Below are 11767 nucleotides of genomic sequence, written 5' to 3'. Positions count from 1 at the left end.
TTGTGGCATCATGCGCGCCTTGCCGCCCGTCACGGGCGGTTGTCCACGGAGATCTCCCACCCATGCCCGGCAGCGGATTTCGCGGTAACCCGAGTCAGCTCTGGAACGCCTTTCGCTGGTCGATGAAAGGCCTGGGCGCCGGTTGGCGGCACGAGGCTTCGTTCCGCCTGGAAGCCTTGCTGGCCATCGTGCTGGTACCCGTGGGCCTGTGGCTGGGGCATGGTGCGCTGGAGAAGATCGCGCTGACCCTGCCGATCTTCCTGGTGCTGTCGGCCGAACTGCTCAATTCCGCGATCGAGGCGGTGGTGGACCTGGTCAGCCCGGGCTTCCACGAGCTGGCCGGCCGGGCCAAGGACCTGGGCTCGGCGGCAGTGTTCCTGCTGTTGGCGGCCACCGCGCTGTGCTGGGCGCTGGTGCTGGTGCCGCGCTGGATCTGAAGGGTCCGGATTTCCGGGGCGGCGATGATTGGCAAGCTACGGTGTGTCGATGGAGCCTTTCCCGGGCAGGGTGGCGTGCCGCAATTGCGCCCGTGCCGCATGGGTGTTGCAATGGGCTATCCACGATCAGGAGTGTCGTCATGAAGTTTCTTCGCAACCTCGTACTGATGTTGCTTGCCGTGTCGGTGACCGGCTGCGGTTACAACGCCATCCAGCGGCAGGACGAGGCGGTCAAGGCCTCGTGGTCGGAGGTACTGAACCAGTACCAGCGCCGCGCCGACCTGGTGCCGAACCTGGTCAACACGGTGAAGGGTTACGCCCAGCACGAGGAAAAGGTATTCGTCGAGGTGACCCAGGCGCGTGCCAAGGTAGGCAGCATCCAGGTGAATTCCGACACCATCAACGATCCGCAGAAACTGAAGCAGTTCCAGGCAGCGCAGGGCCAGCTCACCGGCGCGCTGTCGCGGCTGATGGTGGTCAGCGAGAACTATCCCAACCTGAAGGCCGATGGGTTGTTCCAGAACCTGCAGGCGCAGCTGGAGGGCACCGAGAATCGCATTACCGTGGCGCGCCAGCGTTACGTGCAGGCGGTGCAGCAGTACAACTCGATGATCCGCACGTTCCCGAACAACCTCACCGCGAAGATGTTCGGCTACACGGTGAAGCCGAATTTCAGCGTGGACAACGAGAAGGCGATTTCCACCGCGCCGACCGTGAATTTCGGCACGAGCACACCGGCGCCGGCCACGTCGGCCGGGCACTGAGGTGCGCCTGAGTCGCCTGCTGTGCGTGCTGGTGCTGGCGTTGCTGGCACCGGCCTGGCTGCATGCCACCGACGTGCCGAAACTGACCCGGCACGTCACCGATCTCACCGGCACACTGACCGCGCAGCAGGTCGACCAGCTCGACACGCAGCTGGTGGCACTGGAAAAGGCCAAGGGCGCGCAGCTGGTGGTGCTGATGGTGGGTACCACCCAGCCGCAGCCCATCGACAGCTATTCGCTGGACGTGTCGATGACCAACAAGGTCGGCCGCAAGGGGATCGATGACGGCGTGCTGCTGTTGATCGCCAAGAACGACCACCAGGTGCGCATCGAGGTAGGTGCGGGACTGGAAGGGGCGATTCCCGACGCGGCGGCTGCACGCATCATCCGCGAATACCTCGCGCCGAAATTCCGTACCGGTGACTACTTCGGCGGCATCAGCGATGCCGTGGGTGCGCTCACCCTGCTGATCAACGGCGAGCCGTTGCCACCGCCGGTGCAAGGTGCGACGCACGAGCGTCATGGCAACGGGTTCCAGGGCATCTTCATGGTCGGATTGTTCGCCGCGATGTTCCTGCGCGGCGTGCTGGGGCGGACGCATGCGCTGGTGCGCGCACCGGTGGGCGGCCTGGTCATCGGTGGCCTGATGTGGCTGCTGGCTTCCGCTGGCATCGGTTTGCTTGGCGGCGTGATTGGCGCCGTGTTCATGCTGCTGCCGGGTGGGGCGGGACGCTCGATCGGCGGCGGTGGCTGGGGTGGTTTCGGCGGCTGGGGCGGCGGTGGCGGCTTCGGTGGCGGCGGTGGTTTTGGCGGTGGCGGCGGTTTCAGTGGTGGTGGCGGCAGTTTCAATGGCGGTGGCGCGTCGGGGGGCTGGTGAGATGAGTCGTTTCCAGCGCCTGGGCGCGAATCTGTTCGATGGCTGGTTCCAGTTGCGCCGGCGTTTTCCCGCGCGCGTACTGGATGAGATCGCCGATGCCATTGCGGCCGGCGAGCGAACCCACAAGGGCGAGGTACGCGTGGCCTTCGAGTCGCGCCTGAGTCCGTGGGCGGTACTGCAGGGCCTGGATGCCCCGACCCGCGCGCGACAGGTGTTCACCCACCTGCGCGTATGGGATACCGAACACAACTGCGGTGTGCTGTTCTACGTATTGATGGCCGAACACCGCATCGAGATCGTGGCTGACCGCGGCATCGCGCAGCGGGTGACAGCGGCTGAATGGGATGCGCTCTGTACGCGCATGCGCGACCGCTTCGCGCGTGGCGAATGGCGCGAAGGCGCGTTGCAGGGCATTGCCGATGCGCATGGCCTGTTGCGGCAGCATTTCCCGGGCGATGGTGCGGAACGACTCGACGAGTTGCCGGATCGACCGGTACTGCTCTGAGCGCCTGTTCAAGGGCGCATCCGATCGCCCACTTTGCGACCTGTAGGAGCCCGCTCGCGGGTGATGCTTTTTTTGCAACTGCTGATGGTGAGCCAGAGCAGCAGCATCGCCCGCGAGCGGGCTCCTACAGTTGTCAATCCGGAAAGATTCCACGCGCGTTCTCACGAGCCAGCCGCCGCGGCACAGATGGCTGACTGCTCCGGCGTTGCGGTCGCCCCGCGCACCCGGCCGGCGTTGGAGACCACCACGCGCAAGGCCTGCCGATCATCGCCCGATGAACAGAACAGCAGGCTGAGGTTACTGCCGAGCGCGGTGCCATCGGGCAGGAAGCGCACGTGCTTGCGTCCGGCGGTGCCCAGCACGGTCAGTCGCCTTGGTACGCGACCGGTACGCAGTGGCGGCCCATCCGGCTGGCCATCGCGGTCGCGGTCGCGGGCAATCAGCCAGCCCTGGGTCCAGTCGGCAGTGTCCCTGCAGTGCCGGCCATCGACACTGGGACAGAACAGGATGCGGCTGTTGTGCGTGATGGCCGTGTTGCGGGCGTAGCGCAAGGTGGCGAGATAGGTGAATTGGGTTGCCTGTAACTGATGCCCCTGCACCAGTTTCCCCAGCGACGGCATGGCGACGCACGCCAGGACCGCGACCACCGCGACGACCATGACCTGTTCGATCAGGCTGATTCCTGTTTGGGTACGCTGCCCCGAAATGCGCACGATCCGGCCTCCTGCCATCGCCTGTATTCAGGCTAGATCGCGCTGGAAGCGGCGTCTGCGGCGAAAATGCCCTCATCGTGTCGGTCGCTGCTGACATGTCTTGTCAGCAGGGGCGATTTAATATGCGGGTTCGTGCCCGCATATCGTCATCCATGACTGATCGATTCGAACTTGTCGCGCCCTACCAGCCCGCGGGTGACCAACCCGAGGCCATTCAACGCCTCAGCGAGGGTTTCGAGGCCGGTTTGGCATCGCAGACCCTGCTTGGCGTCACCGGTTCAGGCAAGACCTACACCATCGCCAACGTGATCGAGCGCGTGCAGCGCCCGACCATCGTGATGGCACCGAACAAGACGCTGGCGGCGCAGCTGTATGGCGAGTTCCGGGAGTTCTTTCCGCATAACGCGGTGGAGTACTTCGTCAGCTATTACGACTACTACCAGCCGGAAGCCTACGTGGTGGCGTCGGATACCTTCATCGAGAAGGACGCCTCGATCAACGAGCACATCGAGCAGATGCGGCTGTCGGCGACCAAGGCGCTGCTGTCGCGCCGCGACTCGATCATCGTGGCCACGGTGTCGGCGATCTACGGCCTGGGCAATCCCGAGGATTACCTGAGCCTGCGGCTGATTCTGGCCAAGGGCGAGCGCATCGACCAGCGCAAGCTGATCCACCAGCTCACCGAGCTGCAGTACACCCGCAACGAGATGGAGTTGCGTCGTGGTACCTATCGCGTGCACGGCGAGATCATCGATGTGTTCCCGGCCGAGTCGGAAACCGAAGCGTTGCGCATCGAACTGTTCGATGGCGAAGTGGAGAACATGGCGCTGTTCGACCCGCTCACCGGCGAGACGATCCGCAAGATTCCCCGCTACACGGTTTATCCGCGCACCCATTACGCCAGCACGCGCGAAAGCGTGCTCAACGCCATCGAGACGATCAAGGTCGAACTGAAGGAACGGCTGGAATACCTGTATCGCGAGAACAAGCTGCTCGAGGCGCAACGGCTGGAGCAGCGCACGCGTTTCGACCTGGAGATGATGGCCGAGGTGGGTTATTGCCAGGGCATCGAGAACTACTCGCGCCACCTGACCCGGCGCGAACCGGGCGAACCGCCGCCGACCTTGTTCGACTATCTGCCGGCCGACGGCATGCTGGTGGTCGACGAATCGCACGTCACCGTGCCGCAGCTCGGCGCGATGTACAAGGGCGACCGTTCGCGCAAGGAAACCCTGGTGGAATTCGGTTTCCGCCTGCCGTCGGCGATGGATAACCGGCCGCTGCGTTTCGAAGAGTGGGAAGCGCGGGTGCCGCGCGCCATCTATGTTTCTGCCACGCCACGCGCCTACGAACTGGACAAGTCCGGCGACGCGGTGACCGAGCTGGTGGTGCGCCCGACCGGCCTGATCGATCCGGAAGTGGAAGTGCGCCCGGTTCGCACCCAGGTCGACGACCTGCTCGGCGAGGCGCACAAGCGCATTGCCATGGGCGATCGCGTGCTGGTCACCACGCTGACCAAGCGCATGGCCGAGAACCTTACCGAATACCTGGCCGAGCACGACGTGAAAGTGCGCTACCTGCACTCGGACATCGAGACGGTCGAACGCAGTGAGATCATCCGTGATCTGCGGTTGGGCGAGTTCGACGTGCTGGTCGGCATCAACCTGCTGCGCGAAGGCCTGGACATGCCCGAGGTGTCGCTGGTGGCGGTGCTCGATGCGGACAAGGAAGGCTTCCTGCGCTCCACCGGCTCGCTGATCCAGACCATCGGCCGCGCCGCCCGCAACGTGCGCGGCAAGGCCATCCTCTACGCCGACGAGGTGACCCGTTCGATGCGCGCGGCGATGGACGAGACCGCGCGGCGCCGCGAGAAGCAGATGCTGTACAACGAGGCCAACGGCATCACCCCGAAAACGGTGGTGCGACGGATTGCCGACATCATGGAAGGTGCGCGCAGCGAGGCGCCGGCACGCGGGCGCGGCAGTCGTGGCAAGACGCGCGCCGTGGCCGAGCCGACGGCAGCGTATGCCTCGATGGACCCGGCCCAGGCCGCGGCCGCGATCAAGAAACTGGAAGCGCGGATGTACAAGCACGCCCAGAACCTGGAATTCGAGGATGCGGCGAAGTTGCGTGACGAGATCCACCAACTGCGCGAGCAGTCGCTGCGTTGAGCGGGGCTGCATGGCGGCGTGCGCCGGAAAGACAAAGGCCACCGCGAGGGTGGCCTTTGTTTCACCGAATTGGTGGGCGGTACAAGGATCGAACTTGTGACCCCTACCATGTCAAGGTAGTGCTCTACCGCTGAGCTAACCGCCCGATTCCCGCAGCAAGCTGCCGCGCGAGCCGCGCAGTATAGGTGACTCGTCGAGCTGCCACAAGCGCCCCGGCTCCAGGGCGCGTAAAGGCAGGCGCAGGCTCCATTCAGAGCGCGGTCACGAGCATCAATATTGCGTCCATGCTCGGGCGTATGTCGTTCACCGGGAGGCGACTCGCGGGTCGCGATAGTGGTGCCCTCGTGATCCCCGACGATGAGGTTCCAACATGCCGCACCGCTTGCTCCGCTCCCGCTCCCTTCCATTGCTTGCCTCGGCCGTGGCGCTTGGCATGGCCAGTACGGGGGCGTTTGCCCAGCAGTCTCCTGCACTTGATCGCGTCAGCCTGTGGCTGGGCGGTTATTACTCGAACAACACCACGACCCTGTCGGCGCAGGGGCGTGATGCCTATTCGGGTCTCGATGGCAAGCTGAATTTCGAGCACGACCTTGGCTTGAAGAAGCGCAGCGTCGACCCGCGTGTGCGTGCGGATTTCCTGATCGGCGACAGCCAGGGATTCTCGTTCGATTACTACCAGATCCACCGCAACCGCACTGGCGATTACTACCAGCCGATTCCCGCGCTGGGCACTGACGTGGGTGCGCACATCAAGGGCACGGTGAATTACGACTTCGGTTCGGCCTCGTACAAGTGGTGGTTCGGCCACTCCAGCGACGTGTTTGGCGTGGGCCTGGGTGCGGCGTACTACAAGGTGGATTTCCGTGTGGACGGCTCGGCTCACGCCGGGTCCGAGAGTGGTACTGCCTCGGCCAGCTACAACGACAGCGAATGGGCGCCGATGCTGACGCTGGGCTGGCGGCACGCCTTCAGCGATCAGTGGCGCATGTATGCTGACGTGGCCGGCGTCAAAAAGAATGGCGGCGACCTCAACGGGCATATCTGGAATGCTTCGCTCGGCGTCGAATGGTTCCCATGGCACAACGTGGGCCTGGCGCTGGAGTATTCCGCCTCGCGCCTGCACCTGAACAAGAAATACCGCGACGCCACTGCCAAGCTGGATCTCAAGTCCGACGGTCCTGCGCTCTACCTGCGCGCACGTTTCTGACGCTCACCCAGGTGCGGCCGGCGGTCGCACCTCAGGCGCAGGCAGCTTGGTGCCGTGTGCTTTGTGCAAGAATCGCCGACATCTTCTGACGCGGATGCCGGCGATGCTTTACGTGTGGATCAAGAGCTTTCATGTGGTGTTCGTGATCGCCTGGATGGCCACCGTGTTCTACCTGCCGCGCATCCTGGTCAACCTTGCCGAAGCCGGCGAAGAGCCGGCGGTGAAGGCGCGGCTGTTGTTGATGGGGCGGCGGCTGTACAAGTTCGGCCACAACATGTTCGGCATCGCCTTCCTGTTCGGGTTGACGCTGTGGCAGGGATGGCGGCTGTGGCCATCGGCGTTGCCCAACGTGGTGGCGGGCATGCACTGGATCGATGCCAAGCTGACCCTGGTGGCGTTGCTGCTGGTCTATTTCGTGTGGGTCGGGCGCCTGTTGAAGCGCAGCGGCAAAGGCATCGCGCTGCCGTCCGCGAAGGCGTTGCGCTGGCTCAACGAATTGCCGGTGCTGCTGCTGCTGGGCGTGGTCTACCTGGTGCTGGCCAAGCCGTTCTGACGATGCGTGTAGGAGCGCACCCTGTGCGCGAAAGGCTTTTTGCGAGGTCTGGCCGAGAGCATTCGCGCACAGGGTGCGCTCCTACCGGATAGTCAGCGATTGAAGTACTCCCGATACCAATCCACGAAGCGCGCCACGCCGTCCTCGATGGACGTTCCCGGCGCATAGCCCACGTCACGGCGCAGCGCCGACACGTCAGCCCAGGTGTCCGGCACGTCGCCGGGCTGCATCGGCAGCAGGCGCTTCTCCACGCTTCGCCCCAGGTTTTGTTCCAGCAGTTCGATGAAACGCATCAGCTGTACCGGCTGGTCGTTGCCGATGTTGTAGACGCGATAGGGCGCGTTCGAGGTGCCGGGATTCGGCGCTTCCGCGTCGTAGCCCGGATCGGGTTCGGCCGGATGGTCGAGCGTGCGGATCACGCCTTCGACGATGTCGTCGATATAGGTGAAGTCGCGGCTGTGGTTGCCGTGGTTGAACACGTCGATCGGCTCGCCACGACTGATCCGGTCGGCGAACAGCATCGGCGACATGTCCGGTCGGCCCCACGGGCCATACACGGTGAAGAAGCGCAGGCCGGTGGTGGGCAAACCGTACAGGTGGCTGTAGCTGTGCGCCATCAGTTCGTTGGCTTTCTTGCTGGCGGCATACAGGCTGACCGGATGGTCGACGGCGTCTTCCACCGCGAACGGCATCTTGCGATTGGCGCCGTACACCGAGCTGGAGGAGGCGTAGACCAGGTGCTCGACCGCGTGGTGGCGGCAGCCTTCGAGGATGTTGCCGAAACCGACCAGATTGCTCTGCAGATAGGCCTGCGGATTCGTCAGCGAATAGCGCACGCCGGCCTGCGCGGCCAGGTTCACCACGCGCTGCGGCTTGAAGCTGGCAAAGGCATCGTTGACCGCGCTGGCGTCGGCCAGGTCGGCGCGCCGGTGGGCGTAACCCGGGTGATCGACGAAGCGTGCCAGGCGCGCTTCTTTCAGCGAGGGATCGTAGTAATCGTTGTGGTTGTCGATGCCCAGCACCTCGTCGCCGCGGTCGAGCAGTCGTTGCGCCAGTGCGGCGCCGATGAAGCCGGCGGTACCGGTGACGAGGATGCGCATGGGTGATTCCGAAGGTGTGACGGGGCGAATCATTCTAGCGGCCTGCCGCGTGCGAGGCTTCATTGCGGTAAGCATGGTGGACGACGGGCTTCACTGTCGGGGCGAATTTGCTTGCTGAGCGGAAGCGAAATGTCGTGCTGAAACGCGGGGGATTGGCCTATTGCATCGCGCACGTGTTTGAGATAGTCGCTCCGTTCAGGTAGAATAAGCCGATCACCCTTCCCGAACCTGGGCCGGCATGCGCTGCATGCCTCCGACCCCTAGTGTCCTTTTGCCCAGTGTTTGCCCGCGGCGCTTCGCTTGAAGCGCAGTCGCGCGATGTCGCCATCGCTTTGCGGCAATCATCCAGGCAAAGGAGCCATGCAGAAAATCAAGGTCGAACATCTCACCAAGGTCTTTGGGCCACATCCGGAGCAGGCATTGCGCATGCTCGACCAGGGTGTGGGCAACGCGGATATCCGCAAGGCGGGACATGCGGTCGGCATCGCCGACGTGTCCTTCGACGTGGAAGAGGGCGAGCTGCTCGTCATCATGGGGCTGAGCGGCAGCGGCAAGTCGACCTTGCTGCGTTGCCTCAACTGTCTCAATCCGTCCAGCCGCGGCAGCATCTTCATCGACGGCGAGGACATCACCAGGTTCGACCATGAGCAATTGCTCGATCTGCGTCGGCGCAAGATCAGCATGGTGTTCCAGCACTTTGCCTTGTTCCCGCATCGCAGCGTGGCGGACAACGCCGCCTACGGGCTGGAAGTGCAGGGCGTCGACGCCGCCGAGCGTCGCCAGCGTGCGCTCGAGGCGCTGGAGCTGGTGGGCCTGAAAGGCTGGGAAGATTCCCGCCCCGGCCAGCTCAGCGGCGGCATGCAGCAGCGCGTGGGCTTGGCCCGCGCACTGGCGGTGAAGTCGGACATCCTGCTGATGGACGAGGCATTCAGTGCGCTCGACCCGCTGATTCGCCGCGACATGCAGCAGGAGCTGGCGTCGCTGCAACGGCGCATGAAGAAGACCATCGTGTTCATCACCCACGATCTGGACGAGGCGCTGCAGATCGGCGACCGCATCGTGTTGATGAAGGACGGCCGCGTGGTGCAGATCGGCACGCCCGAGGACATCCTCAACAACCCGGCCAATGCCTACGTCGAGCGTTTCGTGGAGAACGTGGACATGTCGCGGGTGCTGACGGCACGTACCGTGATGGGACGCGCGCGCGAAGTGGCGTTCCCGCAGGACGGTCCGCGCACGGTATTGCACAAGATGACCGAGGGCAGCGACACCAGCATGCTGGTGGTCGAACGCGATCACACGTTGGTGGGGACTGTCACGCTCGACGAGTTGGGCAAGGCGGTGCAGGACGGTCGCAAGAGCATTGCCGAGCTGATCCAGCACGATGCGCCCACCATTGCGCCCGACACGCCGCTGACCGACATCATCAACCTCATGGCCACCTGGCCCTACCGTCTGCCGGTGGTGGACGAGCAACGCAAGCTGCTGGGCGTGGTCACCCGGCCGCGCGTGATCAACGCGCTGGCGCAGAGCAGTGCGAATCATCCCGCCGATGCCGCGCCCGAGTCGGATGAAAGGAGCGCGAACGCATGAATTTCACCATTCCGAAATTGCCGCTGGCGCATGGCATCGACGTGGCGCTGGACTGGCTCACGCTGCACATCGCCTTCATCACCAAGGCCTTCAGTCACATCATCTCGATCCTGATCGATGGCCTGGTGCATGGCCTGTTGTGGCTGCCGCCGTGGCTGCTGATCATCATCGTGGCGCTGCTGGCCTGGCGCGCCGCCGGTTGGCGCGTAGCCGTGTTCAGCCTGCTCGGCCTGTTGCTGCTGTGGGATTTGAGACTGTGGTCGGCCACGGTGGAAACCTTCACCCTGGTGCTGATTTCCACCGCGATCGCCGTGGCCATCGGCTTGCCGCTGGGTATCTTTGCGGCGCTCAGTACGCGCGCCTCGAAAGTGGTAATGCCGATCCTCGATTTCATGCAGACCATGCCGGCCTTCGTGTACCTGATTCCGGCGATTCCGTTCTTCGGTCTGGGCGCAGTGTCGGCCAGCGTGGCCACGGTGATCTTCGCCACGCCACCGACCATCCGGCTCACCGCGCTGGGTATCCGCCAGGTGCCCGGCGACCTGATCGAAGCGGCCGATGCGTTCGGTTCCACCCGTCGCCAGAAACTGTTCAAGGTGCAGTTGCCGATGGCCGTGCCGACGATCATGGCCGGCATCAACCAGACCATCATGTTGTCGCTGTCGATGGTGGTGATCGCTGCCATGATCGGTGCCGGCGGCCTCGGTGGCGTGGTGTGGCAGGCGATCCAGCGGCTGGAGCCCGGCAAGGGCTTCGAGGCCGGCATCGCCATCGTCATCCTCGCCATGATCCTCGACCGGGTCACCCAACGAATCGGGCGCAACCCGTCCGCCAAGGCCGCGAAGTGATCGCGGCACAGCCACAGGAGAAAGCCATGGGAATCCAGAAGAATCGTTTGCGCACGGCGGTTGTCGGCGCACTGGCCGCCGTTGCACTGGCCGCCTGTTCGCCATCCGGACAGGGCGCCGCGCAAGACAATGCGGCTACTCCGGCGACCGGCGACCACGCCTCGAAGACCGTGACGCTGGTCTATGTGGAATGGGCCAGTTGCACGGCGGCCACCCACGTGGTGCAGGCCGTGCTGGAACAGCAGGGCTACAAGGTCAAGGCGCTGTCGGTAAGCGGCGCAGCCATGTATTCGGCGATTGCCAATGGCGACGCCGATGCCACCGTATGCGCATGGCTGCCCAGCACCCATGCCAATTACTACGCGCGCACCAAGGACAAGCTGGACAATCTCGGTCCCAACATGACCGGTACCAAGATCGGTCTGGTCGTGCCCGACTACGTCAGCATCGATTCGATCGACCAGTTGGCGGCCAACGCCGACAAGTTCCAGGACCGGATCGTCGGCATCGATCCCGGTGCCGGCGAGATGGGCATCACACAGAAGGCCATCGAAGCCTACAAGCTGCCGCTCAAGCTGGTCGACGGCAGCGGCGCCACCATGACGGCGGCGCTGAAGAGTGCTATCGACAACCACCAGTGGATTGTGGTCACCGGCTGGACGCCGCACTGGATGTGGGCGCGCTGGAAGCTGAAGTACCTGTCCGATCCCAAGGGCGTGTTCGGCGGTGCCGAGGATATCGACACGCTGGCGCGCAAGGGCCTGAAGCAGGACATGCCCGGCGCCTGGCGCGTGCTCGACGGCTTCCACTGGTCGCCCGAGGAAATGCAGCAGGTGATGGCGGAAGACCAGAAGCAGGGCGCCGATGCGGCGGCCGATGCCCATGACTGGGTGAAGGCGCATCCGCAGAAGGTTGCCGGCTGGGTGTCCGACACGCCTTGATCCCGGGTCCGGCGCCCAGGCGCCGGACCTGATGTTCGTCCGCATCGTTTCCCGTTGC

At 64.3% G+C, this 11767-nt stretch carries 12 protein-coding genes and 1 tRNA gene; 10 read left to right on the top strand and 3 right to left on the bottom strand.

Annotation, left to right across the window (positions count from 1 at the left end; all coding sequences use genetic code 11):
* The first annotated feature begins 62 nt into the window (after positions 1-62).
* The 4 genes from BMY90_RS14815 (at position 63) to BMY90_RS14800 (ending at position 2583) form a co-directional block, all read left to right on the top strand.
* The gene (locus tag BMY90_RS14815) at positions 63-437 is read left to right on the top strand and encodes a diacylglycerol kinase (protein WP_092705009.1); all 375 of its coding nucleotides are present in this window, start codon (positions 63-65) and stop codon (positions 435-437) included.
* A 140-nt stretch (positions 438-577) separates the two neighbouring features.
* Entirely contained in the window at positions 578-1201 is a 624-nt protein-coding gene (locus tag BMY90_RS14810; RefSeq protein WP_092705008.1) for a LemA family protein, read from the top strand.
* A 1-nt stretch (position 1202) separates the two neighbouring features.
* Positions 1203-2078 (top strand): TPM domain-containing protein, encoded by an 876-nt coding sequence (locus BMY90_RS14805; RefSeq protein ID WP_092705007.1) that lies wholly within the window; start codon positions 1203-1205, stop codon positions 2076-2078.
* A 1-nt stretch (position 2079) separates the two neighbouring features.
* Complete coding sequence (locus BMY90_RS14800) at positions 2080-2583, top strand: TPM domain-containing protein (RefSeq protein ID WP_092705006.1); 504 nt, start codon at positions 2080-2082, stop codon at positions 2581-2583.
* A 161-nt stretch (positions 2584-2744) separates the two neighbouring features.
* Here the strand turns inward: BMY90_RS14800 and BMY90_RS14795 are convergent, their stop codons facing one another.
* On the bottom strand, positions 2745-3296 hold the full coding sequence (locus tag BMY90_RS14795; RefSeq protein ID WP_175481587.1) for a GspH/FimT family protein: 552 nt from the start codon (positions 3294-3296) through the stop codon (positions 2745-2747).
* Positions 3297-3448: 152 nt separating this feature from the next.
* Between BMY90_RS14795 and uvrB the strand changes: the two genes are divergently transcribed.
* The gene (gene uvrB / locus BMY90_RS14790) at positions 3449-5467 is read left to right on the top strand and encodes an excinuclease ABC subunit UvrB (protein WP_092705004.1); all 2019 of its coding nucleotides are present in this window, start codon (positions 3449-3451) and stop codon (positions 5465-5467) included.
* 70 nt (positions 5468-5537) lie between these two features.
* Here the strand turns inward: uvrB and BMY90_RS14785 are convergent.
* A tRNA-Val gene (locus BMY90_RS14785) sits at positions 5538-5612 on the bottom strand.
* A 288-nt stretch (positions 5613-5900) separates the two neighbouring features.
* Here BMY90_RS14785 and BMY90_RS14780 point away from each other — a divergent pair.
* Both BMY90_RS14780 and BMY90_RS14775 read left to right on the top strand, forming a co-directional pair.
* Positions 5901-6674 (top strand): porin family protein, encoded by a 774-nt coding sequence (locus tag BMY90_RS14780; protein ID WP_245735054.1) that lies wholly within the window; start codon positions 5901-5903, stop codon positions 6672-6674.
* Positions 6675-6777: 103 nt separating this feature from the next.
* Positions 6778-7227: a CopD family protein gene (locus BMY90_RS14775; RefSeq protein ID WP_008214868.1), complete on the top strand. Its 450-nt coding sequence runs from the start codon at positions 6778-6780 to the stop codon at positions 7225-7227.
* Between the two features lie 92 nt (positions 7228-7319).
* Here the strand turns inward: BMY90_RS14775 and BMY90_RS14770 are convergent, their stop codons facing one another.
* Positions 7320-8327, bottom strand: coding sequence for an NAD-dependent epimerase (locus tag BMY90_RS14770; RefSeq protein WP_092705002.1), 1008 nt, complete (start codon positions 8325-8327; stop codon positions 7320-7322).
* 360 nt (positions 8328-8687) lie between these two features.
* Between BMY90_RS14770 and BMY90_RS14765 the strand changes: the two genes are divergently transcribed.
* The 3 genes from BMY90_RS14765 to BMY90_RS14755 are packed head-to-tail and all read left to right on the top strand — an operon-like array spanning position 8688 to position 11709.
* Positions 8688-9920: a quaternary amine ABC transporter ATP-binding protein gene (locus BMY90_RS14765; RefSeq protein ID WP_008214866.1), complete on the top strand. Its 1233-nt coding sequence runs from the start codon at positions 8688-8690 to the stop codon at positions 9918-9920.
* Complete coding sequence (locus BMY90_RS14760; RefSeq protein WP_008214863.1) at positions 9917-10768, top strand: ABC transporter permease; 852 nt, start codon at positions 9917-9919, stop codon at positions 10766-10768. The genes BMY90_RS14765 and BMY90_RS14760 overlap by 4 nt, the downstream gene beginning before the upstream one ends.
* A gap of 26 nt (positions 10769-10794) precedes the next feature.
* Positions 10795-11709, top strand: coding sequence for a glycine betaine ABC transporter substrate-binding protein (locus tag BMY90_RS14755; RefSeq protein ID WP_092705001.1), 915 nt, complete (start codon positions 10795-10797; stop codon positions 11707-11709).
* Positions 11710-11767 lie beyond the last annotated feature (58 nt).

Source organism: Rhodanobacter glycinis (genome assembly GCF_900114325.1).
Classification (GTDB): domain Bacteria; phylum Pseudomonadota; class Gammaproteobacteria; order Xanthomonadales; family Rhodanobacteraceae; genus Rhodanobacter_A; species Rhodanobacter_A glycinis.
The sequence above is the reverse complement of the archived record's forward strand: the minus strand, read 5'-3'. Positions and strand labels throughout refer to the sequence as shown.